The sequence below is a fragment of the Streptacidiphilus sp. PAMC 29251 genome (genome assembly GCF_054208735.2).
The window spans coordinates 5,129,344-5,154,655 of sequence record NZ_CM135725.2; the positions used below are offsets into that span (position 1 = coordinate 5,129,344).

25 protein-coding genes and 2 pseudogenes are annotated in these 25,312 nt (G+C 69.4%); 10 read left to right on the forward strand and 17 right to left on the reverse strand.

The annotated features are described in order from the left end of the window. Positions 1-45 precede the first annotated feature (45 nt). A complete protein-coding gene (locus ACXKR8_RS24175; protein ID WP_458266663.1) occupies positions 46-240 on the forward strand; it encodes a hypothetical protein in 195 nt (64 codons plus the stop codon). A gap of 187 nt (positions 241-427) precedes the next feature. Here the strand turns inward: ACXKR8_RS24175 and ACXKR8_RS24180 are convergent, their stop codons facing one another. The 5 genes and pseudogenes from ACXKR8_RS24180 to ACXKR8_RS24200 all read right to left on the reverse strand — a co-directional run bounded on the left by ACXKR8_RS24180 (position 428) and on the right by ACXKR8_RS24200 (position 4,252). Continuing rightward, a complete protein-coding gene (locus ACXKR8_RS24180) occupies positions 428-1,054 on the reverse strand; it encodes a DUF1003 domain-containing protein (protein WP_458266664.1) in 627 nt (208 codons plus the stop codon). Between the two features lie 252 nt (positions 1,055-1,306). Beyond that, positions 1,307-1,654 (reverse strand): STAS domain-containing protein, encoded by a 348-nt coding sequence (locus tag ACXKR8_RS24185; RefSeq protein WP_458266665.1) that lies wholly within the window; start codon positions 1,652-1,654, stop codon positions 1,307-1,309. Further along, positions 1,651-2,997 carry a PP2C family protein-serine/threonine phosphatase gene (locus ACXKR8_RS24190; protein WP_458266666.1) on the reverse strand — a complete coding sequence of 449 codons (1,347 nt, stop codon included), beginning with the start codon at positions 2,995-2,997 and terminating at the stop codon, positions 1,651-1,653. Before ACXKR8_RS24190 ends, ACXKR8_RS24185 begins: the two co-directional genes overlap by 4 nt. Beyond that, a pseudogene (locus ACXKR8_RS24195) lies at positions 2,997-3,755 on the reverse strand (alpha/beta fold hydrolase). Before ACXKR8_RS24195 ends, ACXKR8_RS24190 begins: the two are co-directional and overlap by 1 nt. A 113-nt stretch (positions 3,756-3,868) precedes the next feature. Continuing rightward, on the reverse strand, positions 3,869-4,252 hold the full coding sequence (locus tag ACXKR8_RS24200) for an ATP-binding protein (RefSeq protein WP_458266667.1): 384 nt from the start codon (positions 4,250-4,252) through the stop codon (positions 3,869-3,871). Positions 4,253-4,641: 389 nt separating this feature from the next. On the opposite strand from ACXKR8_RS24200, the gene ACXKR8_RS24205 reads away from it, so the two are divergent. The 3 genes from ACXKR8_RS24205 to ACXKR8_RS24215 all read left to right on the forward strand — a co-directional run bounded on the left by ACXKR8_RS24205 (position 4,642) and on the right by ACXKR8_RS24215 (position 6,990). Continuing rightward, complete coding sequence (locus tag ACXKR8_RS24205; RefSeq protein ID WP_458266668.1) at positions 4,642-5,538, forward strand: RNA polymerase sigma factor SigF; 897 nt, start codon at positions 4,642-4,644, stop codon at positions 5,536-5,538. A gap of 5 nt (positions 5,539-5,543) precedes the next feature. Then, entirely contained in the window at positions 5,544-5,810 is a 267-nt protein-coding gene (locus ACXKR8_RS24210; protein ID WP_458266669.1) for a hypothetical protein, read from the forward strand. 82 nt (positions 5,811-5,892) lie between these two features. Further along, on the forward strand, positions 5,893-6,990 hold the full coding sequence (locus ACXKR8_RS24215; RefSeq protein ID WP_458266670.1) for an AI-2E family transporter: 1,098 nt from the start codon (positions 5,893-5,895) through the stop codon (positions 6,988-6,990). A gap of 63 nt (positions 6,991-7,053) precedes the next feature. Here ACXKR8_RS24215 and ACXKR8_RS24220 read toward each other — a convergent pair whose 3' ends face one another. After that, entirely contained in the window at positions 7,054-7,227 is a 174-nt protein-coding gene (locus ACXKR8_RS24220; protein ID WP_458266671.1) for a CsbD family protein, read from the reverse strand. 494 nt (positions 7,228-7,721) lie between these two features. On the opposite strand from ACXKR8_RS24220, the gene ACXKR8_RS24225 reads away from it, so the two are divergent. Next, complete coding sequence (locus ACXKR8_RS24225) at positions 7,722-8,393, forward strand: sigma-70 family RNA polymerase sigma factor (RefSeq protein ID WP_458266672.1); 672 nt, start codon at positions 7,722-7,724, stop codon at positions 8,391-8,393. A 21-nt stretch (positions 8,394-8,414) separates the two neighbouring features. On the opposite strand, the gene ACXKR8_RS24230 is transcribed toward ACXKR8_RS24225, so the two are convergent. After that, entirely contained in the window at positions 8,415-8,759 is a 345-nt protein-coding gene (locus ACXKR8_RS24230; protein ID WP_458266673.1) for an STAS domain-containing protein, read from the reverse strand. A 361-nt stretch (positions 8,760-9,120) separates the two neighbouring features. On the opposite strand from ACXKR8_RS24230, the gene ACXKR8_RS24235 reads away from it, so the two are divergent. After that, positions 9,121-9,477, forward strand: coding sequence for a PRC-barrel domain-containing protein (locus ACXKR8_RS24235; RefSeq protein ID WP_458266674.1), 357 nt, complete (start codon positions 9,121-9,123; stop codon positions 9,475-9,477). 63 nt (positions 9,478-9,540) lie between these two features. Here the strand turns inward: ACXKR8_RS24235 and ACXKR8_RS24240 are convergent, their stop codons facing one another. From ACXKR8_RS24240 to ACXKR8_RS24260, 5 genes are all read right to left on the reverse strand, one after another. Then, positions 9,541-9,792, reverse strand: coding sequence for a type I-E CRISPR-associated endoribonuclease Cas2 (locus tag ACXKR8_RS24240; RefSeq protein WP_458266675.1), 252 nt, complete (start codon positions 9,790-9,792; stop codon positions 9,541-9,543). Between the two features lie 233 nt (positions 9,793-10,025). Beyond that, positions 10,026-10,694: a response regulator gene (locus ACXKR8_RS24245; RefSeq protein ID WP_458266676.1), complete on the reverse strand. Its 669-nt coding sequence runs from the start codon at positions 10,692-10,694 to the stop codon at positions 10,026-10,028. Further along, positions 10,691-11,857 carry a sensor histidine kinase gene (locus ACXKR8_RS24250; RefSeq protein ID WP_458266677.1) on the reverse strand — a complete coding sequence of 389 codons (1,167 nt, stop codon included), beginning with the start codon at positions 11,855-11,857 and terminating at the stop codon, positions 10,691-10,693. Before ACXKR8_RS24250 ends, ACXKR8_RS24245 begins: the two co-directional genes overlap by 4 nt. A gap of 16 nt (positions 11,858-11,873) precedes the next feature. Next, entirely contained in the window at positions 11,874-12,698 is an 825-nt protein-coding gene (locus ACXKR8_RS24255) for an ABC transporter permease (RefSeq protein WP_458266678.1), read from the reverse strand. Further along, complete coding sequence (locus ACXKR8_RS24260) at positions 12,695-13,621, reverse strand: ABC transporter ATP-binding protein (RefSeq protein ID WP_458266679.1); 927 nt, start codon at positions 13,619-13,621, stop codon at positions 12,695-12,697. Before ACXKR8_RS24260 ends, ACXKR8_RS24255 begins: the two co-directional genes overlap by 4 nt. Before the next feature lie 440 nt (positions 13,622-14,061). Here ACXKR8_RS24260 and ACXKR8_RS24265 point away from each other — a divergent pair, with 440 nt between their 5' ends. Next, complete coding sequence (locus ACXKR8_RS24265; RefSeq protein ID WP_458266680.1) at positions 14,062-15,342, forward strand: sialidase family protein; 1,281 nt, start codon at positions 14,062-14,064, stop codon at positions 15,340-15,342. A 451-nt stretch (positions 15,343-15,793) separates the two neighbouring features. Here the strand turns inward: ACXKR8_RS24265 and ACXKR8_RS24270 are convergent. Then, positions 15,794-16,635, reverse strand: a pseudogene (locus ACXKR8_RS24270) (IS5 family transposase). A gap of 216 nt (positions 16,636-16,851) precedes the next feature. Between ACXKR8_RS24270 and ACXKR8_RS24275 the strand changes: the two are divergent. Together ACXKR8_RS24275 and ACXKR8_RS24280 are read left to right on the forward strand one after the other, a co-directional pair. Next, entirely contained in the window at positions 16,852-17,259 is a 408-nt protein-coding gene (locus ACXKR8_RS24275) for a BlaI/MecI/CopY family transcriptional regulator (RefSeq protein WP_458266682.1), read from the forward strand. Further along, positions 17,256-18,362, forward strand: coding sequence for a M56 family metallopeptidase (locus ACXKR8_RS24280; protein ID WP_458266683.1), 1,107 nt, complete (start codon positions 17,256-17,258; stop codon positions 18,360-18,362). Before ACXKR8_RS24275 ends, ACXKR8_RS24280 begins: the two co-directional genes overlap by 4 nt. A 353-nt stretch (positions 18,363-18,715) precedes the next feature. Here ACXKR8_RS24280 and ACXKR8_RS24285 read toward each other — a convergent pair whose 3' ends face one another. Both ACXKR8_RS24285 and ACXKR8_RS24290 read right to left on the reverse strand, forming a co-directional pair. Next, complete coding sequence (locus ACXKR8_RS24285; RefSeq protein WP_458266684.1) at positions 18,716-19,105, reverse strand: DUF732 domain-containing protein; 390 nt, start codon at positions 19,103-19,105, stop codon at positions 18,716-18,718. 203 nt (positions 19,106-19,308) lie between these two features. After that, positions 19,309-20,220 carry a DUF1206 domain-containing protein gene (locus ACXKR8_RS24290; protein ID WP_458266685.1) on the reverse strand — a complete coding sequence of 304 codons (912 nt, stop codon included), beginning with the start codon at positions 20,218-20,220 and terminating at the stop codon, positions 19,309-19,311. Between the two features lie 162 nt (positions 20,221-20,382). On the opposite strand from ACXKR8_RS24290, the gene ACXKR8_RS24295 reads away from it, so the two are divergent. Beyond that, a complete protein-coding gene (locus tag ACXKR8_RS24295) occupies positions 20,383-21,885 on the forward strand; it encodes a bifunctional phosphatase PAP2/diacylglycerol kinase family protein (RefSeq protein ID WP_458266686.1) in 1,503 nt (500 codons plus the stop codon). 42 nt (positions 21,886-21,927) lie between these two features. Here ACXKR8_RS24295 and efeB read toward each other — a convergent pair whose 3' ends face one another. After that, entirely contained in the window at positions 21,928-23,244 is a 1,317-nt protein-coding gene (gene efeB, locus ACXKR8_RS24300; RefSeq protein WP_458266687.1) for an iron uptake transporter deferrochelatase/peroxidase subunit, read from the reverse strand. After that, positions 23,244-25,289, reverse strand: a complete 2,046-nt coding sequence (gene efeU, locus ACXKR8_RS24305; RefSeq protein ID WP_458266688.1) for an iron uptake transporter permease EfeU — start codon at positions 25,287-25,289, stop codon at positions 23,244-23,246. The genes efeB and efeU overlap by 1 nt, the downstream gene beginning before the upstream one ends. Positions 25,290-25,312: the final 23 nt, after the last annotated feature.

Here is a 25,312-nt window from a genome sequence, read left to right on the forward strand (position 1 = left end):
AGGAAGCGCCGCCCAGCCGGTACGGGCGCCTGGAACACTGCACGCATGACTGAGCGCCGCCCTCTCGGACCCCCCGACTTTTCCGCCCCCACGGCTGCCGTCCCCGTGGGCGACCGGCAGAACCTGTCGCCCATCGACCAGGCGATCTTCCAGAGCCCTCCCGGCGGCGCGAGCGAGCCCGCGGCACCCGAACCGCGCCCCCGGACCGGCGGCCCGCTGTTCTCCGACACCACCAGGTGACAACCGCACCGCTGGCCGGGCCGGGCAGGGCCGCCCGGTCTCATTGGGGGGGGATGGCGGGCGGCCCCTGTGCTCTCAACGAGTGAGGACCGGTGCGGTCACAGCGTGCGGCGTGTGGAGGCAGACGCGCGCCCCGGCGAGGCGGCGTGGTCACCGGTAGAGCGGGGTACTGCTGCGCCGCCCCGGGCTACTGCGCCTCCTGGTCGTCCTTGGCCTGCTCGCGGGCCTTCTCGTGGTCGGCCAGAACGTCCCCGACCTCGGCGAGCTGACCCTGCAGGGCATCGACCTTGTCGTTGAGGTCACCCTCGTGCTCGACCAGCGACTGCAGCTGGATGCCGTGGAAGGAGGCGATGGCCAGCACGGCCTGGCTGTTGCGCAGCAGTTCACTCATCAGCGCCTCGATGAGCTGCTCGGCGTGCGCGTTGGTGGCGTAGTCGTGCTCGGCCATGATCCGGTCGCGCTGGGCGGAACGGTTCTGCGACAGCAGCAGCACCGGGCCGGTGTAGGCGGCCTGCACGCTGAAGAGCAGGTTCAGCAGCACGAACGGGTAGGCGTCCCACTTCAGGAGCAGCCCGGTCAGGTTCAGGGCGATCCACAGCAGCACCAGGACGCTCTGGATGATCAGGAACCGCCAGGAGCCGATCTGCGCGGCGATGTTGTCGGCGAGCAGTTCTCCGCGGGTGCGCTCCTCATGCAGCTGCTGGGAGATCGGATGCCGCAACGGCGCCACCCTGGCCTGAGGGGAACTCCTCTCGTCCAGGTCGGCTGCATCGGGGTTGGCCACTGTGGAGCTGCTGGCAGTCGTGGTGGTCACAGTCGCACTCCCGCGGATGGCATGGGTCAGCCCGCCGAACCGGTCGGCGGGCTGTCAGAGGGGTCAAGCGGCCCTGATTATCTCCACCGCGCCGCACCCCGCGTGCGGGGTGCGGGTATGGACAAGGTAGGGAATCCGCGACCGGGTCGAGCCGTTCCGCTCCGGATGCCCGGTGCCCACTGCTGTGCGTTGCGTCGGCGCCTGTTGGCCCTTAGGTGTCCGCGGTGATGTCCTCGGACGGCCGATCGCGGGTCAGGGGGTCTGGGCGGCCAGGGCCTGGTCGGTGCTGGGGTAGCTGGCCAGGACCGTGGCCAGTCCGACGATGGTCAGGATGCGCTGGACGTTCGCGGGGACGGCGGCCAGGGCGAGGTCGGTGCCGGCGGCGTGGGCGTAGTTGCGGGCGGCGATCATGGTGGTGATGCCGGTGGAGTCGCAGAACGTCAGGTGTTCCAGGTCCAGGACCAGCAGGTTGCCCGGGGTCAGGGTCAGGGCGGCCAGGGCTTCGCGGACCTTCGGGCCGGAGTGGTAGTCCAGTTCCCCGTTCAGGTGCAGCACGGTGCCGGTGGGGGCGGTACGGACAGTGATGGCCAGTTCGCTCATGGGGTCTCTTCGGTGCTGGTGGCGGGCACGCCCAGGGCGAGCAGGGCGGTGTCGTCGTCCAGTCCGCTGCCGAAGGATTCCAGCAGGCCGGTCAGGGCCGTGATGGCTGCCTTCGGGGTGGTGGGGGCCAGGGCGGTGGCGAAGTCGTGCAGGGCCTGGTCGCCGTAGCGGTCGCCCTCGGCTGCGGGGTCCGCTGCCGCTATGGCGCTGTGGGCCTCGGTCAGGCCGTCGGTGTACAGCAGCAGGGTGTCGCCCGGTCCCAGGGGCACGGTGGTGGTGGTGATGTGCGGGTCGGGCAGGACGCCGATCAGCTGCCCACCGGGGGTCTCGACCCAGTCGGCGGTGCCGTCGGCGCGCAGCAGCAAGGCGGGCGGGTGGCCGCCGCTGGCCAGTGTCAGCGCATAGCCGCCGCTCGGGTCGGGGGTGAGCAGGCCGAAGACGACGGTGCAGAACCTGGGGTCGAAGCCGTGGTACTCGTGCTGGAGCACGGTGTTCAGGTGGGAGACCACCGAGGCGGGGTCGGGGTCGTAGGCGGCAGCGGCCCGCAGGGTGTAGCGGGCGAGCGAGGTGACCGCGGCTGCGGGTGCGCCTTTGCCGCACACGTCGCCAAGGAACAGGCTCCAGCGGCCTTCGGTCAGTGGGAAGACGTCGTAGAAGTCGCCGCCGACCTCGTCGGCGGAGGCGATGGAGTAGTGCGCGGCCACCTGCATTCCCGGCGGGGCGCTGAGCAGCGGTGGCAGCAGGGAACGCTGCAGGGTGGCGGCCAGGCGCTGCAGGCGTTCGCGCTCGACCTCCACCAGGACACGGGCCTGCTCAGCCTCGCGGCGGGCCTGTTCGGCTTCCTGGGTTCGCTGTTCGGCGTCCTTGCGGGCGCGCAGCAGTTCCGTCTCGTAGGCGCGGCGCTCGCGCGCGTCGACGACGGTGGTGCGGATCAGCAGGGGCTGCCCGTCGCTGCCGGTCTTGACCTGCGAGGTCACCAGCACCGGCAGCCGGGTCCCGTCGGCTGCTTTGAGTTCCAGGGCGATGCCGTTGACCTGGCCCTGCATCTGCAGCAGCGGCCCGAAGTGCGTCTCGTGGTAGAGCTTCCCGCCGACGGTCAGCAGGTCCGAGAAACGGCGGCGGCCCACCAGGTCCTGGCGCCGGTAGCCGAGCCAGTCCAGCAGGGTGGTGTTGACCTTGGCGATCTGCCCGTCCAGCAGCGTGGACAGGTAGCCGCACGGGGCGTTCTCGTACAGGTCCTCGACGTTGTCCTCCAGCAGGGAGGAGAACACCGCCCGCTCGTCCAGCGGCTCCCGCTCCGGCTCCTCGGGATCCAGGGCGCCGTCCGGGCCGGCCGCGGCCATCACCGCGCGCCTGCCGTGAACGCTGTGATCGCCTGCGCAGTGGCCTGCGAGGCACTGAGCTGCGGGCAGTGCCCAGTCGCCTCCAGCGTCACCAGTTCGCTGCCCGCGATGGCGCCCTGCACGAACGCACCCACACCCAGGGGCGCGATGGCGTCGCTGGTGCACTGCAGCACCAGGGTGGGCACGGTCACCTTGGCCAGGTCGCCCCGGTTGTCGGACAGGAACGTGGCCCGCGCGAAGCTGCCCGCGATTTACCGAGGCGGGTTCAGTGCGGCCGACATCGAGGAGCTGCTGGAGTCGCTGGATTCGAACTACCTGGGGTGGTCTGGTGCGATGGCTCCGGTGATCATGGGCAATCCGGAGCGCCCCGAGCTGGGGCGGAGCTGGAGAACAGCTTCTGCCGCACCGACCCGGTGGGCGAACCGCTCCGGGGCGCGCACCGCCGCCAGCACCCCGATCATGGAACTCACCGAGTGGCCCACGAACGTCACCGGCCCCAGGTCCAACTCCGCCAGCAGCTCCAGGACATCGTCCGCGTACCCGTCCAGCGAGGCGTGCCGCCGCGCGTCCCAGGCCGACAGGTCGGATCGGCCCGCTCCGAGGTGGTCAAACAGCACCACCTTGAATCGCTCCGCAAGGGCGGGCACCACCAGCCGCCACATGTTCTGATCGCAGCCGAAGCCGTGGGACAGCACCACCACCGGCCCCTTCTCCTGGCCGGTCACCGTCACATGGTGCCTCGCACGCGCGTTCGTCATTCCGGCGTCCTGCCATCTCCGCGCGAAGACCGAGGTTCCGCACCCTACTGGAGACCCACAGCACTGCCCGCCGCATCAGCTCCTGCAAGATCATCGGGGGCCTGTGGCGGCATCTACTCGGGGCTGCTCGCAGCGCAGGGCACAGTGGCGATGACGCTCTTGCCACCGGCTCGGGTGGGGACGATGTGCAAGTGGGTGGTCAGGGTGAGAAGCAGATGCCAGCCGAAGCCGCCGCGCCCGGCCAGGAGATCAGGGGTGCGGGGCCGAGGTGGGGCCGGGCTGGTGTCGGTAACGGCGATGGTCAGCTGAGTGCCGTCCTCGCTCAGGTCCAGGGCGCACACGCCGAGGGCGTGCCGCACCGCGTTGGTGACCAGTTCGCTGACCAGCAGCAGCGCGTCCTGCACGCAGGTGGCAGGCAGCGGTCCGCAGGTGGCCAGGAACCGCACCGTCTGATCATGGGCCGCACTCACGGCCCCGGGCCGGTCCTCGAACGTCATGGTGCTGTGGTGTAGGAGGGATGAGCCTTTCCCGATATCCATGTGCTCTGCCTCCCGTGTTCCCCCGCTGAGCGCCTGCCCGGCCTGCTGCCATAGATGCAGACCGACGGGAGCTTTGCCCAGATTGGTCGGATTCGCCCCCTGACGGCCACCCAGCCGTATGCCCGCGCCGTTGAGCAGTCTGCCAGTTCTTCACCACACCTCCCGCGGAACGCAGCGCCGCCTTTCCCACAGGGGAGTACGTGTCGGGGGACGGCGTGCGGCAATGATCTGCGTCCTGCGGTGGTGAACTCTCGGATGCGGGGTATGGGCCGGGTGCGCGAGCGCGAGTACGCGTCGTTTCGCCTTCATGGGGCTCCTCATGCGGGAGGTACCAGCGAAGGATGCCGATGACCAGCACCCAGCTCATCACCGCCCGCCCCCACCGCACAGCACCCGCGACGGCTCCCCTAGCGGCACCGGCCCTTACACAGCCGTACGGGGACCTCGATCTTTCGGACCCGCGCAATGCGACGGCCACCGACGCGCGGGCGATGTCGAAGGTCCTGTTCGCGCGGATGGCGGTGCTGGAGGAGGGGACGCACGAGTACCAGTACGTGCGCAACACCCTGATCGAGCTGAACCTGACCCTGGTCAAATTCGCCGCGCGCCGGTTCAAGACCCGCAGCGAGCCGATGGAGGACATCATCCAGGTCGGCACGATCGGATTGATCAAGGCCATCGACCGGTTCGACCTGGCCCAGGAGAACGAGTTCCCGACCTTCGCGATGCCCACCATCATCGGCGAGATCAAAAGGTTCTTCCGCGACACCAGCTGGGCCGTCCACGTACCCAGGCGCCTGCAGGAGCTGCGGCTTCAACTGGCGAAGGCCACCGATGAACTGGCGTTCGCCAACGACCGCCCGGCGACCACCGCCGAGCTTGCCGCGCACCTGGAGCTGACCGAGACCGAGGTCCGCGAGGGCCTGGTGGCGGCCAACGGCTACTCCGTCAGCTCCATCGACGCCGGCACCCCTGGCGATGAGGACGGCGGGGACGGGTCCGCGTTCACCGCCCGCCTGGGCGAGGTCGACCCCGGCATGGACCTGGTCATCGACCTGGAATCCCTCAAACCCCTGATGGCGCAACTGAGCGAGCGGGACAAGGCGATCGTGTCGATGCGCTTCGGCGCGGAGATGACGCAGTCCGAGATCGGCGCGGTCCTGGGCTTCTCCCAGATGCACGTCTCGCGGCTGCTGTCCCGCATCCTGACCACGCTGCGCGCCCAGCTGCTGGCCCAGGACTGATCCCGGTGACCTCCATCCCCGTGCAGCTCGACGTCGGCGTGGTCGCCGAGATCAGCACCACCGAACTCCTGACCCGGATCCAGCGCGCGCACGACTGGGCGCAGCTGGAGTCGGCGAAGAACTACGAACTGGTCGAGGACCACCTCCAGGACGGCGCGACGCTGCAGGCCCTGGCCCAGCAGTCACGCGCCGCAGCGTTCGAGGCCGTACGCGTCGTCCTGGAGGAAATCCTGGCCCCGGGCACCCACGCCCCCCTCGCACCCCGGGTCTGAGCACCGCCAGAATCGGGCCAGCTTGTCCTTCCCCTTCCGTGCCTGGCCTTCGGGCTCACGCCCGACGTTCAGGAGCATCGCCATGAGCATCCCCCCGCCCAGTAGTCCTGCCGAGACCACCAGCAGACCCGGCGACCCGGCCGCGCTGCGCACCCGCACCGGAGCGCAGTCCTGGTTCTCGATCGGCTTCCGCCTGAGCCTGGGCGCGCTGCTCGCCTACTGGCTCGTCCAGGCAGTCCAGCACCTGCAGGACATCCTGCTGCTCGTTCTGCTCGCCCTGGTCATCGCCGTCAGCGCGGACCCCTTCGTGGGGCTGCTGACCCGCCGCGGCCTCAAACGCACCTGGTCCGTCGTCATCGTGATCATCGGACTGTTCCTGATCCTGGGCGGCCTGTCGACCCTGTTCATCGCCCCGATCACCAACGAGATCAATGCTTTGGTCCACAACATCCCCATCTGGCTGCAGCAACTGCACGACCACCACTCCTTCCTGGGGCAGATGGAGGACCGCTACCACCTGACCGACAAGGCCAAGTCGGCCCTGGGCACCGGGAGCGGCAACGTCCTGGACGGCGTCATGGGCGCGGGGCAACTGGTCGCCACCACCTTGACCGGCCTGTTCCTGGTGATCACCCTGACCATGTACTTCCTCGCCGGCCTGCCCTCCCTCAAAGCCTTCGGCCTGCGCTTCGTGGCGGGCAGCAAGCGCGAACACGCTGCGGAGCTGACCGACGAGATCCTGCTGCGCACCGGCCGCTACATGCTCGGCAACCTCGCCACCTCCGTCATCGCCGGAGTCGCCACGTTCATATGGCTCGAAGCCTTCGGCGTCCCCTACCCCGCGGCGCTGGGCGTGTTCGTCGCCGTGATGGACCTGATCCCGATGGTCGGCTCCACCATCGGCGGCATCGTCGTGGCCCTGGTCGCCCTGGTCGTTTCCCTGCCGGTGGCGATCGCCACCGCCGTGTTCTACATCGTCTTCCGCGTCGCCGAGGACTACCTGATCATGCCCAGGGCCATGAAGTACGCCGTCGACGTCCACCCCCTGGTCACTATCCTGGGCGTCCTGATCGGCGGATCACTGCTGGGCATCATCGGCGCCCTGCTCGCCATCCCGATCGCCGTCGCGATCGGCCTGATCCTGGACGACGCCGTCTTCCCCCGCATCAACCGGCGCTGACCCGCACACGCGGAAAGAGGGGTCCGCCCACGGGCGGACCCCTCTTCCGTTGCTCTGGTCCGGTCAGTCCTTGACGGCGTCCTTGACCTTCTCGACAGCCTGCTTGGCGTCGCCCTTGGCCTGGTCGCCCTTGCCCTCGGCCTCAAGGCGCTCGTTGCCGGTCACCTTGCCGGTACCCTCCTTGACCTTGCCCTTGAGCTTGTCCGCAGCGTTCGAAGCCTTGTCGTCGGCACCCATAGTCGTCTCCCTCATCGGTTCGAGACAGGGACTGCCTCAACCCCTCGCCTACCCCGCGATCCACTGGCCACCGGTACAGGCAGCCGCAGCTTTCGACACGTCCGGCAGCCAGGACCCGCCAGAGCCGGGACGCCAAGGAATTCTGACCGCAGTATCCGCAGGTCACCGGCATGCCCAGGGTGTCGGGGCTAGGGTCTGGGGGTGAAGAGCACCTTCACCCACCACGACAAGGACAGCCAGGAATCGACTACCTGATGCCGCACCAGCACGCCGCCGTTGCCTGTGTGCCCTCCCAAGGGAGGCGGTGCGCTGCCCACCCACCGGTAACGGGCGGCCGGGGTTTTGTTCGACCCCCCGGCAACGGTGGGGTGCCGCACAGATGCAATGGCGCGTCGGACCGCAGAGCCGGCCTGGCCCGGTGTGCTGATCGTGCTTTGCGGCGCGTCGCCGTTGTCAGCGGCGCCAACGGGTTCCGGTGTGGTGGGCTTGCGCCGATGGACACCGACCGACAGCCGTACCGGGCCGGGGACGCCGATCCGGATCATGGCCTGGAAGCACAGATGGCCGCCGTGGCCACGGGCGACCGCGACGCCTTCACCGACCTCTACGCCGCCCTGTTCCCCTTGGTGCGGGCAGGGGCGCTGCGGGTGCTGCGGGACCGCGCCCAAGCCGAGGAGGTCGCGCAGGAAGTGATACTGCAGCTGTGGGAGACCGCCGCACGCTACCGGCCCGAGCGCGGCAGCGTCATCGCCTGGACCCTGACGATGGCCCATCGGCGCTCGGTGGACCGCCTGCGCCACCACCAGGCGGGAGTGCGACGCGACCTGCAGGAGGCCAGCCGCCACCAACCTCCTGCCCACGACAGCGTCCTGGAACAGGTGGAACAGCACCTGGAGCACCAGGAGGTACGCCGGCGCCTGCACAGCCTGACCCCGTGCCGGCGCCAGGCGCTGGAACTGGCCTTCTACCAGGACCGCACCCACGCGCAAGCCTCCGAACAGCTGGGCATCCCGCTGGGGACCTTCAAATCCCGCGTCCACGATGGACTGCTGCAACTGCGCCGCAGCATGGAGGATCCCGCATCCGACAACGCCCGCCCAGCGGCGGCGCCACCACGCCAGGGCTCCGCAGGGCCGAACCTCATGGCTTGTCCGCCTCCGCGTTGAGCCGGGTGCGGCCACCTCTGCTCATGGGCGCGTGGGGCTGCGCTGGATGGGGGGCTGGGGGCCGTCGGCGGTTGTGATGATCTGGTCGACACCGCACATGGACAGCAGGCGCTTGACCGGATCCGTGGGGGACACGAGGACCAGCGATCCCCCTGCGCCTACGGCCTGGCGCAGGACGCGCAGCAGCGCGTTCAGGCCCATGGAGTCGCAGAAGGACACCTGCGCCATCTCCAGGACCAGGTCGCGGTGGCCGCGCTCGATCAGGTCCAGAGCGGTAGTGGTCAGCACGTCGGCTCCGTCCAGGTCCAACTCCCCGGCGAGCGCCAGCACGGCGCGCGGTCCCTGCTGCTGTACCTGGAGGGTCAACGCTGACGGCATGGTCCAGGCTCCGGGGGCTGTTGAGGGCCTGTCGCGGTCGGAGGTGACCGGGCGGCTGGTGAGGATGTGAGGCCACACTATGTCCAGGGAAGCGAACCCGGCATGCCGGTCCCCGCACCCACGGGGTGATCGTGTACGGAGTCTGGTCCGGCCGCAGCCTGCCAGGCAGGGAACGGAACGGCCCCGGCCGGTGGCCAGCCCCATCAAGCACCGCGTCGGCGAGGGGCAATCGGTTCGCACCGGGAAGGCGTGAGAACGCCAGAGCGGGACAGGAGGTTCACCGAGGCAGCAATGCTGCTGTTTCAGTCCATACCGGGTGTTAGCTCACCTGTCGGCGAAGGGTGTTTCCGTGGAGAACGGCGTGTGGGGCTACCAGGAGAACTCCGGCTACCAGGCCGGCACCGACCTGAGCGGGTACAAGGTCGAGGCGACCGACGGCCACATCGGCAAGGTCGACAAGCACTCCGCCGACGTGGACGCCCAGTACATCGTCGTCGACACCGGACCGTGGATCTTCGGCAAGCACGTCCTGCTCCCCGCCGGCACCATCACCTCCGTCGACGCCGACAACCAGACCGTCCAGGTCGGCCGCACCAAGGAAGAGATCAAGAACTCCCCGGAGTTCGACAAGGACAAGCACACCGGTGACGCCGACTACCACCAGCAGGTCGGCACCTACTACGGCAACAGCACCCGCGGCGTCTGACCGCACCCGCGCAGCAAGCCGCAGGCCCGCACAGTTCCACTGTGCGGGCCTGCGCAGGTCCTGCTACCGGCTCCATGCCAGATGTCGTCCGGGCACTGCGGGGATACACGTGGACTGTTCACCTCCGCCTGCGCGGATGGCACGTGCGCGGGCTGGACTCAGGTCCTCGACTGTGCGGCGGCGTTCGCCGGCGGTCTGGATGGTGTTGTGCTGCTCGTTGGCAGCGGGGCTGATGAGGACTGCGGCTCTGGTGCCGACGGAGGCGACGGCGACGGCCCACAGTTCCGCGCGAACCTTGGCGGACAGGGTGCCCACGTAAAACCGGGGGCTGGTTCCAGCATCCAGCGGCTGAGTGCCCTGCGGAGGCGGCGGTGAACCGGCTTGGACGGTGTCGCGGTGCGCGTTGGGGAGGTCCTCTCCGCGCAGGCGGAGGTGAGCCGGACAGCACGTTGTGGAAGGATTTTGCGCCTGGATCAGAAGAAGCCCCTCGTCGACAGGCTGTCGACCGTCTACCGCATTCCATATCTGACATCCAGCGGGGCGGCTGCTCAGCGGCCCGGTGGGGTGAGTCCGCTCTCGTAGGCAAAGATGACTGCCTGGATCCGGTCGCGCAGCTGCAGTTTGGCCAGGACCCTGGCGACATGGGTCTTGACAGTGGTCTCCGACAGGACAAGTCGATCGGCGATCTCCTGGTTGGTGCGGCCGGCTGCCATTTCTGTGAATACCTGCCGCTCGCGCTGGGTCAAGGGGGCGAGGGCGTCCTTCGCGGGCGTACTCGAACCAGTGCCGTGGAAGGTCCCGGCGTAGGTGTCCAGCAGGCGGCGGGTTGTACTGGGTGCCAGGATCGCGTCGCCCGCGGCGACCGTGCGGATGCCCGCGATGAGTTCCTCGGTCCGGGCATTCTTGAGCAGGAAGCCGCTGGCTCCTGCGTGCAGGCCGGTGAAGGCATACTCATCGATGTCGAAGGTGGTCAGGATCAGCACCTTCACATCCGGCAGGTGAGCGGCTATGTGGCGCGTCGCCTCGATCCCGTTCGTTCCGGGCATGCGAACGTCCATCAGGACGACGTCCGGCCGCAGCGCTGCCGCTTGGGCAATGGCCTGAGCGCCGTTCGCCGCCTCTCCCACCGCCTCCATGTCGGCCTGCGCATCGATGATCATCTTGAAGCCGCGGCGCAGCAGGTCCTGGTCGTCGGCCAGCAGTACCCGGATGGTCATGCGGCACCTGCCGGGTCGTTCACGGCGAGGTCGGCGAGGACTTCCCAGCCGCCGCCGCGGGTCGGGCCCGCGTGGAACCGGCCCTGGTAGAGGGCGGCGCGTTCGCGCATCCCCGCCAGTCCGTGCCCGGTGGCCGCCTCGTGCGGCGGTGTGGCGGGTTCGCCGTCGTTGGTGACCTGGATCCGGACGCGGTCCTCGCGGTGGGCGAGGGTGACGATGACGCGTCGGACGTCGCGGCTGTGTTTGAGCACGTTGGTCAGGCTCTCCTGGACGATGCGGTAGATGTTGAGCTGGGTGGTCGGCGCCAGTTGGCCCGGTTCGCCGGAAACCGAGAGTTCCACCGTGAGGCCGGCCGAGCGGGCGATGGCGATCAGGTCCGTCAGTTGCGCGATGCCGGGCTGGGGCACGAGGTCCGCTGATCCGGCGCCGCGCAGGACGCCGAGGATGCGTTGCATCTCGGTCAAGGCCTGGCGCCCGACCTCCGAGGCCTGGGTGACAGTCTCGCGCACGGGCCCCTCGGGAGCCGTGGCGGCGGCGGCGTCATTGAGGGTGATCATGACGGCCAGGCTGTGGGCGATGACGTCGTGCATCTCGCGGGCCATCCGGGTGCGCTCCTCGGCCACCGCGATCCGGGCCCGGTGGTCGCGGTCGCGTTCCGCGGTCTCGGCTCGCTCGATCATCGAGGCAAGATAGGCCCGCCGGGTGCGGACGTACAGGCCGATGACCAGGGCGGCGGTGACCGTCCCGGTCGCCATTAGTCCGGTCAGCCACTGGCGGCCGTCCGGTGTCCACCGCAGGGCCGCCATGACGACGCCGGTCTCGGCTACGACCAGGGCTGCCGCGAGCAGCCAGCGGCGCTGCTCCCAGACGCCGAGGGAGTAGAGCATGATCAGCACCGCCGGGACGGCGGCGAAGGCCACCACATCGACCAGCCATGTCGCGAGGCAGACCGCTGCGACCAGAGCTGCGGCGGTCGCCGGGGCGCGACGGCGCAGGGCAAGCGGCGCTGCCAGCGCCATGTCCCAGTACGGTGCGGAGGCGTTGCGGTAGTCGGGGCCGTTGAGGTCGGCCAGCGTCGCCACCAGAGCGACGCCGCAGGCCAGCAGGACATCCGCTACAAGCGGACGTGCTGCTGGCCAGGTGCTGCTGCGGTTGGCGGACATGGGTTCAGCGTCTCACTCAGGCGTCGCGGCGGCGCAGGGTGACCGCTGCCGCGATGGTGGCGACAGCTGCCCAGGCGCACAGTACGAGGACGCCGGCTCCCGGGGACAGATGGGGTGCCTCGGGCTGAGCGACCGTGAACGCCTCTCCGGCCTGTGAGGGGAAGAACTGTGCGATGTGCTTGCCGGCCGAGCCGAACAGGCTGAAGAGCTGGGGCACGACGAAGATCAGGGCGAAGAAGCTGACCAGTGAGCCGGGGGTGGAGCGCACCATCCAGGCGATCATTCCGCCGATGACCCCGGCCAGGACCATATAGAGGCTGGTGCCCAGTACGTACCGCCACACTCCCGGGTCGGAAAGGGAGAACCCCGGACGGGACTGGCTGATCACGGCCTGCGAGATGAGGAAGGTCACGACGGTGACGATGGTCATCACTACTGCGGTGATCACGAAGAACACCGTCAGCTTGGCCCAGAGCACCGGGATGCGCTTGGGGACAGCGGCGAAGGTCGAACGGATCATGCCGGTGCTGAACTCGCTGGACACGAAGAGCACGCCCAGGGCCCCGATCAGCAGCTGTCCCAGGAAGTAGCCCTGGAGCGGCGCAGAGGCGGCCAGGTCATTGGAGTCCTGGTTCCCGGTCAGGTGGCGCGTGTTGAAGCCGATGACCAGCCCGATGGCCAGCATCCCGACCACGGCCGCGCCCAGAACGGCCCAGGTCGAGCGCAGACTGCGCCACTTGATCCACTCGGACTTCACCGCCCTGGCGAGGGAGACCGGCTGGCTGTCGACGCGGGTGGCGGCGCTGCGCAGAGCAGTGCCAACCTCAGTGGTAGTGCTCATGCGGCGTCCTCGGTGAACTCGACGGTGGAACGGTAGTCGACCGATTCGTCGGTCAGGGCCATGTACGCCTCTTCCAGGGACGCAGCATGGGGGGCCAGCTCCAGGAGGACAATTCCGGCTGCCGCGGCGGTCCTGCCGATGTGGTCGCTGGTCAGGCCCTCCACCTCCAGCGTCTGCGCCGCGATGTCGCGCACGGTCACCTCGGGACCGGCCAGTAGCCCGGCGAGCTGCCCCGTCTGGGGGGAGCGGACCGTGACGATGTCAGCGGACGCGCCGGCGATGAAGTCCGCCATCGACTGGTCCCGCAGCAGCCTGCCCTTGCCCACCAGGATGATGTGGTCCGCGGTCAGCGCCATCTCGCTCATCAGGTGCGAGGACAGGAAGATGGTGCGGCCCTCGTCGGCCAGGCCCTTGAGCAGGTTGCGGATCCACCGCACCCCGTCCGGGTCCAGCCCGTTGACCGGCTCGTCGAGGATCAGCGTCTGCGGATCCGCCAGCAGTGCCGAGGCGATGCCGAGGCGCTGGCCCATGCCCAGGGAGAACGCGCCGGCCCGGCGACCGGCGACATCGCCCAGTCCCACCATCCCGATCACCTCGTCGACCCGCCTGGCCGAGATTCCCGCCGTTGCCGCCATCGCCAGCAGATGACTGCGCGCCGAACGGCCGGTGTGCACCGCCTTCGCTTCAAGGAGCGCTCCGACCTCAGCCAACGGACGCCGGTGCTCAGCGAACGGCTTGCCGTTCACGGTGACCGATCCGGATGTGGGAGAGTCCAGCCCCATGATCATCCGCATCGTCGTCGACTTGCCCGCACCGTTGGGGCCCAGGAAGCCGGTGATGACTCCCGGCTCGACGGTGAACGACAACCCGTCGACGGCCAGCTTGTCCCCATACCGTTTGGTCAAACCCTCGGCCCTGATCATGCGTCCTCCAGAAGTTCTCCGACTACCGCTCCAGCCTAGGAAGCCGCCTCCCCTCCCCGAGTCCTCCGACCGAGGTGTCTTGGGCGCCCGGAGGGTCATCCGGTCGGACGACCCGGCGCAGTCCACCCCGGATGAATCAGCAACGGAATCCGATGACGAGCCTCTCGAGGACAGGAGGTGTTCCGGATCTTGAAGAAGGGAGCAGGTGTCGGCGCCCTCGACCACGCAGGGTGAATCCCCGTCCCGCCGATCCACCCTAGGGGAGACGTCAGGGTCGACCGAGACTTCAGGCGGACTGCGCTCCCATGCCCGTCCTAGCAGGATCGAGACCGTACCTGGGGGATGGCATTGTTCTCTTCCACGGAAGGCATAGTCATGGGCTCGATCCCGTCGTGCCGCGCCGGGTGCTCATGGCCCTGTCAGCGATCGGAGTGGTCCATATGACAGACGATGACAGCATTGCGAGAGCGCCGGCTTCCCCTCGAGTGCCGACGAACCAACAGGTCACCAGCGACCAATTCACCGCGCACATCGAGCCGTCCCTGGCGGTGAACCCGCGGAACCCGAACAACCTACTCGCAGCATGCCGGGTCTTCGAGGGGCCTTTGATCGGCATCGCCGCCTACGCGTCCTTCGACGCAGGCGCCACCTGGTCCGGCACCGGCATGTTGCCCGGCGTAGTCCCGGACGCGGACGGCAACGCAACCGCGGCCTTCGACGCACAGGGCCGAGGGTTCGTCTGCGGCATAGCAGCGAAGGGAGCAAGGCGACGCGGCGACACCCACCTCTGGACCACAGGCGACGGCGGCCGCAGCTTCCGACCGCCGGCCACCGCGATCCCGGGCGACGGTGGCCTGACCGACCACCCCTCCCTCGCGATCGACCAGACACCTGCCTCTTCGCCACCCTGCCTCTACGTAGCTGCCAGGCTCTACGGCACATCGGACGACGGGGTGGTGCTCACTCGTTCCCACGACAGCGGATACACCTTTGAGAAACCCCGTCACCTCGACCCGGACGCCGGAGCACAGGCCGCGTCCCCGGTAGCCGCCGCCGGGGCCGACGGCTGCTTGAGTCTCGTGTACCTTGTCGCCGATGCCTCCGGCGACATCACCGTACGGGCCTTGTCGTCCACCGACCAGGGCCGCAGCTTCGGAGCCCCGACAGCACTGGTCCAGGTCAGCAGCACGGCACCCGACCTGAGACCGGTGACCGCCAAAAGCGGTCCGGCGATCGCCGCCGCGCCTCAAGGCGCAGTGGTCGTCGCTGCGATAACCGATTGGAACGACGCCACCGGGGCCTCGCAGATCCTTCTGTGTGCTTCCGCCGACCACGGCCGAACCTGGGGCGCGCCAGTATCCGTGGCCACGAGCCGGCAGACCGTCTTCCTGCAGCCCCAGCTCGCTGTCGACAAGATGGGGCGGATCGCTGTATCGGTCTACGCGCTGTCCATCGCTGAAGCCCGCATGGACGTCCTTCTCTTTCTCTCCGTGCCCGGGCGCGTCGCCTTCGGTCCGCCACGCCGCGTGACCACCCAGTCCTTCGATCCCATCCAGGCCGTCAATACCGGCAGCACCCGCTGGCTCGGCAACTACCAAGGTATTGCCGCCGCGGGCAGGACAATCCATCCGGTCTGGACCGATACCCACACCGGCGACACGCAGATCCTCACCGCCGCACTGACCACTGAGTGGGCCGCAACCGAACCTGCACTATGTTGACGGGCACCGTGGACGCGGAGAGCAGGCTGCGAGGCGGGTCGCGTCCTCGGCCGGCGGTGGGCCGCTCCCGCCTTCTGCAGCCGGCCTGGTCTCAGCAGCGGTGCGAGCCCGGCGGGTCACCCGGAGCCCTTGTTGATGCGACGGCGCACCAGTCGAGTGCTCCGTAGGCGACTCACGCATGTACTTCAACGGCTGCGGCGGCCGACCGCCGGAACCGTAACACCACGCTAATCGTCTACAGTCTTGTAGACGTTCATGTTCTCGCCTGGTTCTGTTCGATCGGATGCTGCACCAGCGCAAGCCTGTGTTTCCTTCCTTCCAGCCACCGGGGATGCCGACCGAACCCACAGGCGCCAGCGCGCGAGACGGTCGTAGAAGGCCCGCGCCGTCCTCCCGGCCGATGGGGCAGCCGGGAGGACGTGAATAAGAGCCCGCGCAGATAGGCGTGTGCTCATGGGCGGTGGTTCGGGCGATCGTCCCAGCGGTGGGTGGTCCATGCCTGTCGGATCAGGCTACGGACGGTTATGACGGTGTCGGCGAGGTCGAAGAAGGCGTTGATGACGTGGGTGCGGCGTTCGTAGCAGCGGGCGAGTCGGTGGAAGGCGTTCTGCCAGGCGTGTGTGCGTTCGACCTGCCAGCGCTGGCTGGCCTGGATCGGTGCTTTCTCGCCCTTGTGCGCGATGCGGCCGTGCAGCTTGCGCGCGCTCAGTTCGCTCCGGGTCTTGTCCGAGTCGTAGCCGGCGTCCAGGTGCACGGTGATGTCGTCGGGTAGCGGGCCGAGGTCGTCCAGCAGGTCCAGGGTCGGGGCGAGCAGTGGGGAGTCGTGGCGGTTCGCGCCGGCGAGGATCCGGCCGAGCGGGATTCCGTAGCCATCGGTCATTCCCGAGCGTTTCAGGCCCTGTTTGCCGCGATCGACCGGTGATCGTCCGGCGGCCTCGCCGCCACCGGGGCCTTGGTGATGGAGCCGTCGATGGCGATCTGGTCGAGCACGAGCCCGACCATCCGGTCGTAGGACTCGAGCGCGATCTGCTTGAACCGGGCGAAGACGCCGAGCCGGATCCACTCGTCGCGGCGGTTGCGGATAGTGGTCGCCGAACAGGTCGAGTCGGCGATGGCTTCGTAGGAGCAGCCGAACCGCAGCAGTTGCAGCAGCTTGTCGAACACGATCCGGTCGCTGATGCGGGGGCGGTGGCACCCCAGCGGATGGGTCGGATCGACTGTCGGCCGCTCGGGCAGCAGGGCTGCGAATTGGTCCCAGAGCGGGTCGGTCAGCCATGATGGCAGGACGGGCACAGGTCTCCCCGGTGATCACAGAGCGTCGTAACTCCATGATCGCCGGGACCTGTGCCCGCCTTGCTGCCGGGGCTCCCCACACCGCCTATCTGCACGGGCTCTAATCCTCAGAGAGGCCGTCTACGCTGTTGTAGTCGCCTCGTGGCACTCTGATGGACGACACCACTCTCCTCCAAGGGCCCCGGCAGCAGGGGACGAAGGGCGATCACCTTGGCAATGACCGAGCCCCAGCGCCGGCACCACGGAGAGCTCGAGGCGGGGGTCCTGGCCGTGCTTTGGGCAGCCGAGCAGCCGCTCACGCCTGCCGACGTCCAACACGCCCTGCCTGGGGACCTGGCCCGTACCACGGTGAACACCATCCTGGCCCGGCTCCAATCCAAGGGCCTGCTCACCCGCACCCGTGCGGGGCGCGCCTTCGCGTACGCACCCGCGCAGGAGGCGCAGGATGCGGCAGGGCTCGCTGCCCGGCGGATGCGTACGGAACTGGAGAGGGAGACCGACCGGCAGACCGTGCTCAGCCGCTTCGTCTCCGGCCTGAACCCGGAAGACGAGGAATCGCTCAGGAGCCTGTTCCAGGCCGAGAGCGAGCGAAACCGGCCCGTGGATGAGGGGAGGACCGCATGACATTGACCGTCTGGGCGCCCCTGGCATTGCCGCTGTTGCTGGCTCCCCTTCTCTCTCTGCCCAGCATTCGCTCGCTGCCGGACCGGCTCCCGCCACGAGCGGCCGTGTGGCTGCTCACCTCGACCTGCGTCGGCTTGGCTGGAGCTGGCACCGTCGCACTTGGCCTGCTGTCCCTGGCAGCCCTGCTGCAGCTTCCGGTGGTCGCCGCCCTGGGCCAGCTGGAACTGCCGGTCGCCCGTCATCTCGCTCCCCCGGCAGTGGGGCCGGTCGGCGCGGTCGCCGGCCTACTGCTGGTGGCAGCCGCCCTTCGCACCGTCCAGGTTCTGGCCCACCATCGGCGCCAGTACCTCGAAGCCCGCGTGCTGGTAGCAGTCCACGGTGCGGGAGGAGACCTGGTGGTGGTGCCCGATACCCGGCCGGACGCCTATGCGCTGCCCGCAGGCCTGCGACGTGGCAGCCCAGGACGCATCGTCGTGACCGCCGGAATGCTTCGAGCTCTGGCCAAGGATGAGCGCGACGTGCTGCTCGCGCATGAGCGGGCCCACCTGTCGGGCCACCATCACCGCTTCGTCCTGCTTGCCGACCTCGCCATCGCCCTCCACCCGCTGCTGCGCCCCCTGCGCGACGGTGTGGCCTACAGCGTGGAGCGCTGGGCGGACGAGGCCGCCGCCGACAGGCTCGGCGACCGGCGTCTCGTCGCCCAGGCGGTCGGCCGGGCAGCCATGGCCACGCTGGCCCACCGGCGCGAGGCGACCGCAGGAGCCGGCGCCACGCTCGGCATGGCGGCGGGGCCGGTACCGCGCCGGGTGGCCGCCCTGCTGAACGACAGTCCGGCAGCATCGGCACGAGGCGATCTGCGCCGCCCCGTCGTTGCCGCGACAGTCCTGGCCTCGGTACTTCTGCTCTCCAGTGCCACCGCGTGGGATGCGGCCACCGACCTTCACCAGCAGGTCGAAGCGGGCCAGCAGTACTCACTCATCCATGAGCGCAGCGAAGACCGTTCCGCTGCCGTTCCGGGGGAACGTTCATCGAACAGCGCGTCCTTCACTGGCCAACTCCTTGAACACGCCGCGTCGATGGGGCGGTGGTGGTCGCTGAGTTGACGGGAGGAGTATTGACCAGGTGTGCCTGCGTGGTTCAGACGGTCAGCAGGCAGGAAGTGATCGTTTTGCCGTGCGGTGAGTGAATGTCCAGACTGTCGGCCAGATACGCAATCCGGTGCCATCCCAGGCTGCCCGTCCCCTGAGCAGGCGCCCGATGTCCGTCCTCGTTCGGACACCGATCAGACCCAATGGGGTTGAAAGAACTACTGCCCGGTTGTCGCAGGTCGGCGACGATGCCCGGTCTTCCAGCTGCCTTCTCGGATGCCCCGTCCACTCGACGAGTTGCAAGACCAGGGCGATGATGACTGCCGGGCCCCGGCGGGCAGAACTGACCGTGCCCAGGGGTAACGGCTCTACGGGCCGGGGATCTTGATCAGCGCGTCCACGGTCACGTCCTGGCGGGTGCAGTAGAGATCGGCAGCAGTGCCCGCCAGGACATCTGCGTCCTTGGTGCCGTAGGTGGCCGCAAGGCCGGCAATGGCTTTTGCCATGGGGTCGCCCGCGCTCAGAGCTGCGCAGAACTGGCGCCCGGCCGCAACTATGGAGGCCGGGTCGAGCATGTTGACCAGGTCCGGTGCGTTGGCCTGGGCGGTGGTGACGTAGGCGGAGTTCTGGGCCGCGGCAGCGATCGCCGCGCTACCGGTCACCACCGGCAACCCACTGCGCGGACCAGCCTGGGACGAAGTGCAGCCGGCCAGTGCGAGTAGGAGCCCGACCGCGGTGAACATGAGAGTTCGACGCATCCTCGAAGGATCGCAGCAATGGGTAAGGCCACCACCGTCGCCAAGGTGAGTGTGGGGGCGGAGGTGGCACTGTTCCTGACGGGTCACGGGGGTTCGGCTCTGCGCGGCCGGCTTCCGCAGACAAGGCCGGCAAGGACCAGGGGCGTCCGGCTATCCGCCGGTTGACCTGGGAAGCACGTCTCGTGTGGTTGCGGCCGCGGGCGTCAGCGGGGGACGCCGCCCAGGGTGCGGCGCCAGCGGGCCTCGGCGAAGGAGAACAGCCCGAACGCGATCAGGCCCAGCGCCACCAGGATCAGCACCAGCGGACCGAACGAGGTCTGGGCGAAGGAGCGCAGGGTGGCGTCCAGGCCCTTGGCCTTGCTCGGGGTGTCCGACAGCGCGGCTTTGAGGGCGAAGAAGCCGACAGCGGCGATGATCACACCGCGGGCGATGTGACCGGCCTGGCCCAGGCGCAGCACGAGGTTCCGGGTGCGGTAGGTCATCCAGCCGGTGCGGAGCCGTTCGGCGAAGCGCTTACTGACGGCGTGGGCGACGATGGCGATGCCGACGACGATGGCGACCAGTGACAGCACGACCATCAGGACGCGTCCGTCGTCCGACTGCAGCAGCCGGGCGCTGACGTCGTGGGCGGTGTCGTCGGAGGTGGTGGGGGTGCGGCTGTGGGCGAGGAACTGGTAGATACTCCAGGCGCCGATGGCGTAAATGACGGCGCGGACGGCGTCCAGGAGACGGTGGCCACCGCTCTCGGCGGAGACGGTGGCGCGCACCGCGCGCCACAGGGCCAGGCCGACGAAGCCGATGACCAGCAGCCAGAGCAACAGGACCCCGAAGGGCTCGCCGGCGATCGCGACCAGGGCTCCCGCACGGTCCAGGTCGTGGCGTCCGTAGCCGAGCCCGACCAGGAGCGCCAGGATCCCGATGACGAGGTAGACCACGCCGCGGGCGATGAACCCGGCCCGGGCCAGGCCGCTGATCGCCCCGGCCCCGGCCACCCGCCGGGCGCCCCAACTGCCGCTCTTCCCGGTGCGCGTGGCGCGCTGGCGGGAGCCGCGGCTCCGGGAGTTGCCGGTACGGCGGGTGCGGCTGTGACGTCTGCCGGACAGTGTCCAGTCCATGTGTGCCTCCTGCCACTCCGGCTGCCCCAGTCCTCTGACCGAAAACCGTTCCACACGCCATGTTTGACGCTTCGTCGTAAAATGATGGAGACGGACCATCACTGACGGTGCGGCTTGCTCCCTCGACCGCGTGTTCGTACCGGATGGGGGTATCCGGCCCTCATGGGACGACTCCAGAACCTCGACGTACGCCTGTTCGACCGCGTGGCCGCCGCGCATCCCCGCGGACTGGACCCGGTCCTGCCGCGCCTGGGACGGAGCGCCAACCACGGAATGCTCTGGGTGGCCGGGGCCGCCGCGCTCGGGCTCTCGCGCAACCGGAGCGCGCGCCGCGCCGCCATGCGCGGCATCGGCTCCCTCGCCCTGGCGTCCACCGCCGCCAACGTCGTCGCCAAGCAGCTGGCCGGCCGCCGACGCCCCGTCACCACCGCTGTACCGATCGCACGCCGACTGCTCCATCCGCCGATCACCACCTCCTTCCCCTCCGGGCACGCCGCCTCGGCAGCAGCTTTCGCCACCGCTGTGGCCTTGGAGTCACCCTGGCTGGGCGCAGCCGCGATTCCGCTGGCAGCGGCGGTGGCGGGTTCGCGCGTCTACACCGGAGCCCACTACCCCAGCGACGTGCTCGCCGGAGCAGCACTGGGCGTCGGCATGGCCGCGCTCACGCTGCGGTGGTGGCCGCTGCGCGACGACGCCCCCGCAGCCGCGGCCCGGGCCCGGGTCCAGGTGCCGGCCCTGCCCGAGGGCCGCGGGCTGGTCGTGGTGGTCAACAGTTCCTCGGGCAGCGCCGACAGCGTGGAGACGGACCTGCTGGCCCAACTGCCCCAGGCGGACCTGCGGATCCGCGAGGGCGACCAGGACCTGCTCGCCCTGCTCGAACAGGCCGCCGCCGACGTCCAAGCAGCCGACGGCGACAGCGCGCTGGGCGTGGCCGGAGGCGACGGCACCATCAACGCCGCGGCCCTGATCGCGGCCAAGCACCGGCTCCCGCTGGCGGTCTTCCCCGGCGGCACACTCAACCACTTCGCTGCCGACCTGGGCATCTTCACCCTGCAGGACGCGGTCGACGCCGTCCAGGGGGGCCACGGCGGATCAGTGGACCTGGGACGGGTCACCCCCAAGGGCGCCACCAACGGCAGGTCAGAAGGCGAGCCGGAAGCGGCCTACTTCCTCAACACCTTCAGCATCGGGGTCTACCCCGAACTGGTGCACGCCCGCGAGTCGCTGCAGAAGTACCTCGGCAAATGGCCCGCCCTGGGCGTGGGACTGGTCCGGGTGCTGGCCCAGGGCAGGCCCACCCGCGCGGTCATCGACGGCAAGGAGCGCAGCCTGTGGCTGCTGTTCGCGGGCAACGGACGCTACGACCCGCCCGGCTTCGCCCCCAGCTTCCGCCGCAGCCTGGACGACGGAACCCTCGACATCCGCGTGGTCGACGGCAGCCATCCCATGGCCCGTACCCGGCTGGTGGCGGCCTTCCTCACCGGCACCCTGGCCCGGTCCCGGGTCTACCAGGCCGCCGCCGTCTCCCAACTGCGTATCGACGGCATCCACGACACCGAGCACTACGCCCGCGACGGAGAGATAGACCCCGCCGCCGAGACCCTGATCCTCGACAAGGCACGCCACGCCCTGACCGTCTACCTCCCGCACCACGACGAGGGCTGACACTGCGTCCAGCGGTCCTGGTGGCCGTCGTGGCAGTGGCCGTTAGGCGGTGAACAGTCCGCTTCCCAGCCAGTCCGCGTCGTCGGTGACGCCGGGCAGGACGTAGAAGTAGCCGCCGCCGGTCGGGGAGATGTAGTCGACCAGCGGTTCGTCGATCAGGCGGGTCTGCACGGCTTCGAACTGGCGCTTGACGTCCTGCTGGTAGCAGCAGAAGGCCAGGCCCATGTCGAGGTTGCCGACCGTATCGATGCCGCGGTCGTAGTTGAAGCCCCGGCGCAGGATGCGGGAGTCGTCGGTCCTGGCGGTGCGCGGGTTGGCGATGCGGATGTGGGCGTCCAGCGGGATCGCGTTGCCCTGGGGGTCCTTGGTGTAGTCGGGGATGTCGGTCTCGTTGGCGCCGTCCAGAGGGGCGCCGGTGTCCTTGCGGCGGCCGAACATCTTCTCCTGCTCGGTGAGCGAGACCCGGTCCCAGAACTCCACCAGCATCCGGATGATCCGGATCACCTGGTAGGTGCCGCCGGTGGCCCAGGCGGGCTCGCCGCCGCCCGCGTCCACCCACACGAGTTTGTCCATCTCGCGGGCGGAGGTGGTGTCGGGGTTGGTGATGCCGTCCTTGAACCCGAGCAGGTTGCGTTGGGCCCCGGTGGGGCGCGGGGTGTTCTGGAAGCCGTCGATGCGCCACTTGATCTGCATCTGGCCGCGGGTGTGCTTGGCGATGTCGCGCAGGGCGTGCAGCACGGTGTCCTGGCGGTCGGCGCAGATCTGCAGCGAGAGGTCGCCGTGCGACTGTGCGGCCTGGAGGTTGTCGTTGGGGAACGTCTTCATCGGGGTGAGCCGGCGTGGCTTTCGCGCAGCGAGTCCGAAGCGGTCGTCGAACAGGGATGCGCCTGCGCCGACCGTGACGGTCAGGCTGTCGGTGGGCACGACCGGGCCCAGGATGCCGTTGTCGGACGGGGGTGCGCCGACGCCCAGGTCGGGTGGGGTGCCGCCGGAGGTCAGGAAGCGGATCCGCTCGGTGAGGGTTAGCAGCAGCTTCTGGAGGTCTGCCCGGTCGGTGGCGATGACGTCCAGGGCGAGGAAGGCGGCGAAGCCCGGGGCGGGGGTGGTGATCCCGGCTTGGTGGATCCCGTGGAAGGCCACTGAGCCGTTGCCGGGCGCGGCCGATGCCTGTGCGGTGGCGGCCGAGGCGGAGCCGCCGCCGAGGGTGAGTGCGCCAGTCGCTATCGCCGCTCCGGCTGCTCCCGCGCCGAGCGCGGACTTGACCACGGTGCGGCGTGAGGTCCCGGCCGCGGTGGCGGAACCGAATCCGAAGGGGCAGCTGCCCGTCGAAAGCGTCGAGGGCTGGTGCTGATCAGTCATCAGGCGGACTTCCGGATCTCAAGGAGGTCGGGGACGGGGGCGAGGTCTTCCAGGAGTTGACCGGTGGCGCCGTTGATCGCGGCGTGGGTGGCGGGGGCCAGTTGCTCCACGGGGGTCCAGGTGCTGCCCCGGTGCTGGGTGTTCAGCAGTATCGAGAGCCGGTCGCTGTCGGCGTCTACGGTGCTGATCAGGGCCGGGTTGCGCTGGATGATCAGGGGGCGCAGTGCCGAGAGCAGTTCCTTTGTGCCGGCCAGGTTGGCCCCGGCGGTGGCCAGGTTGGTGCCGCTGCCCTGGTCGGTGTCCGCGGTCAGTTCGAACTGGAGGGTGTTCTCGAGGATCTCGTGGGTGCGCAGCGGCAGGTTGGTGGGGTCGAAGTCCTGGGTCGGGAAGGCCTTGCGCAGTCCGGCCGTATCGGCGGAGAGCGTGTCGGCGACCGGGGCCAGGCTGGTGGCCGGTTCGCTGTGCCACAGGCCGTATTCCAGGCGGTGGAAGCCGGTGAAGTCCTTGTCGTGGACGCCGTCGGGTAGTCCGTCGGCGCGTCCGTTGATCTTCTGGTCGAAGTCGGCGAAGGTCCCGTAGGCGGCGCCCAGCGAGGAGTACTGCAGGTGCGCGGTGAGCCAGTCGGTCCTGGCCTGGGCCAGGCTGCCGCTGTGCAGGTCGGCCTTGAGCTTGTCCGTGTCGGTGACCAGCACGGCCAGGCCCGTCTCGACGTAGGCCTTGTAGGCGGCCAGCGGTGCGTCGAGGTCGGCTGCGGCGAGCGGCAGCACGGGCTTGGCGGCGGCTCCCCTGCCGGTGACGGTGACGGCTGCGGAGGTGACGGCGGTGCCGCCGGTGGGTACGCAGCGCCAGGCGTAGCTGCCGCTGCCGATGGTGGCGGTCAGGGCGCGGGTGGTGCCGGGTGCCAGGCCTTCGATCTCGCCGAAGACGGCGTTGCTGGCCGGGTCGATGAGGTAGACCTCGGAGGTGGCGTTGCCGGTGTTGTGCATCTGGAAGGTCTGCTGGCCCAGCTTGGGCGCGGTGAAGCCCGTGCCGCAGGCGGTGGGCGAGACGCTCACTGTCGCGGCGGCCGCAGGTTTCCCGCCGCCTGCGGCGATCACCGTACCGGCGACAGCGGCGGGCACGGCCACCACGGCGACGGGTACCAGCCAGCGGCGTCGCCTGCCCCGGGACTCGTGCGGTGTGGTCATCGGGGCAGGGGCTGCTGCATGCGGCTCGGCGGCCGGCTCGGCCTTGGGTGCGCGGACCCCGCGCAGGAACAGGGCCATCACCGCGGCCAGGTAGACCACGTAGGCGGTGATCTGAAGCCAGGTCCTTTGGGTCGTCAGGTTGAAGACGCCCTGGATCAGGGTGGCGTACCAGGAGTTGGCGTCGATGCTGCCGCTGAGGTCGACGGCGAAGGCGTGGACGCCGGGCAGGACGCCGCCCTCCTGGAGGTCGCGCAGGCCGTAGCCGAGCACTCCGGCGGCGATCACGATCAGCCCGGCGCCGGTCCAGGTGAAGAAGCGGGTCAGGTTGATCTTCCGGACCCGCCGGTAGAGCGCCAAGCAGAGCACCGCGGCCAGGACCAGTCCCAGGGCCGCGCCGATCAGCGGGCCGGTGGACTCCCCCGCTGTCTGCGCGGTGGTCCAGATGAACAGCGCCGTCTCAAGGCCCTCGCGCCCGACGGCGAGGAAACTGGTGAGGACGAGCATGCCGGAGCCGACGGCCAGCGCGGCTCCGACCTTCTCCTTCAACTCCCCGGACAGGTTGCGGGCGTTGCTCCGCATCCAGAAGACCATGGCCGTGACGAAGGCGACCGCGATCGCGCTCAGTGTGCCGCCGAACGCCTCCTGGGCGGTGGCGGAAAGACTACGGGCGGTGAAGGTGAGCACCGCGCCGAAGCTGAGCGACAGCGCGATCGCGGCCAGCACTCCGGTCCACAGCGCCGGCAGGCGGGACTTCTGCCCGCTCCTGACCAGGGTGGCGACCAGGATGGAGACGACGAGGCCGGCCTCAAGGCCCTCTCTGAGCCCGATCAGGAAGCTCGGGAATGCGTCGTCCCACATGGATAGTCCTTCAGATCGGCCGA

What these genes read in the sequence shown, in the direction of transcription:
- ACXKR8_RS24175 (WP_458266663.1), top strand. Translation starts at nt 46, where the DNA reads ATGACTGAGCGCCGCCCTCTCGGACCCCCCGACTTTTCCGCCCCCACG.
- ACXKR8_RS24185 (WP_458266665.1), bottom strand. Translation starts at nt 1,654, where the DNA reads ATGAGCGAACTGGCCATCACTGTCCGTACCGCCCCCACCGGCACCGTG.
- ACXKR8_RS24190 (WP_458266666.1), bottom strand. Translation starts at nt 2,997, where the DNA reads ATGGCCGCGGCCGGCCCGGACGGCGCCCTGGATCCCGAGGAGCCGGAG.
- ACXKR8_RS24200 (WP_458266667.1), bottom strand. Translation starts at nt 4,252, where the DNA reads ATGACGTTCGAGGACCGGCCCGGGGCCGTGAGTGCGGCCCATGATCAG.
- ACXKR8_RS24205 (WP_458266668.1), top strand. Translation starts at nt 4,642, where the DNA reads ATGACCAGCACCCAGCTCATCACCGCCCGCCCCCACCGCACAGCACCC.
- ACXKR8_RS24215 (WP_458266670.1), top strand. Translation starts at nt 5,893, where the DNA reads ATGAGCATCCCCCCGCCCAGTAGTCCTGCCGAGACCACCAGCAGACCC.
- ACXKR8_RS24220 (WP_458266671.1), bottom strand. Translation starts at nt 7,227, where the DNA reads ATGGGTGCCGACGACAAGGCTTCGAACGCTGCGGACAAGCTCAAGGGC.
- ACXKR8_RS24225 (WP_458266672.1), top strand. Translation starts at nt 7,722, where the DNA reads ATGGACACCGACCGACAGCCGTACCGGGCCGGGGACGCCGATCCGGAT.
- ACXKR8_RS24245 (WP_458266676.1), bottom strand. Translation starts at nt 10,694, where the DNA reads ATGACCATCCGGGTACTGCTGGCCGACGACCAGGACCTGCTGCGCCGC.
- ACXKR8_RS24250 (WP_458266677.1), bottom strand. Translation starts at nt 11,857, where the DNA reads ATGTCCGCCAACCGCAGCAGCACCTGGCCAGCAGCACGTCCGCTTGTA.
- ACXKR8_RS24255 (WP_458266678.1), bottom strand. Translation starts at nt 12,698, where the DNA reads ATGAGCACTACCACTGAGGTTGGCACTGCTCTGCGCAGCGCCGCCACC.
- ACXKR8_RS24260 (WP_458266679.1), bottom strand. Translation starts at nt 13,621, where the DNA reads ATGATCAGGGCCGAGGGTTTGACCAAACGGTATGGGGACAAGCTGGCC.
- ACXKR8_RS24265 (WP_458266680.1), top strand. Translation starts at nt 14,062, where the DNA reads ATGACAGACGATGACAGCATTGCGAGAGCGCCGGCTTCCCCTCGAGTG.
- ACXKR8_RS24275 (WP_458266682.1), top strand. Translation starts at nt 16,852, where the DNA reads ATGACCGAGCCCCAGCGCCGGCACCACGGAGAGCTCGAGGCGGGGGTC.
- ACXKR8_RS24280 (WP_458266683.1), top strand. Translation starts at nt 17,256, where the DNA reads ATGACATTGACCGTCTGGGCGCCCCTGGCATTGCCGCTGTTGCTGGCT.
- ACXKR8_RS24285 (WP_458266684.1), bottom strand. Translation starts at nt 19,105, where the DNA reads ATGCGTCGAACTCTCATGTTCACCGCGGTCGGGCTCCTACTCGCACTG.
- ACXKR8_RS24290 (WP_458266685.1), bottom strand. Translation starts at nt 20,220, where the DNA reads ATGGACTGGACACTGTCCGGCAGACGTCACAGCCGCACCCGCCGTACC.
- ACXKR8_RS24295 (WP_458266686.1), top strand. Translation starts at nt 20,383, where the DNA reads ATGGGACGACTCCAGAACCTCGACGTACGCCTGTTCGACCGCGTGGCC.
- efeB (WP_458266687.1), bottom strand. Translation starts at nt 23,244, where the DNA reads ATGACTGATCAGCACCAGCCCTCGACGCTTTCGACGGGCAGCTGCCCC.
- efeU (WP_458266688.1), bottom strand. Translation starts at nt 25,289, where the DNA reads ATGTGGGACGACGCATTCCCGAGCTTCCTGATCGGGCTCAGAGAGGGC.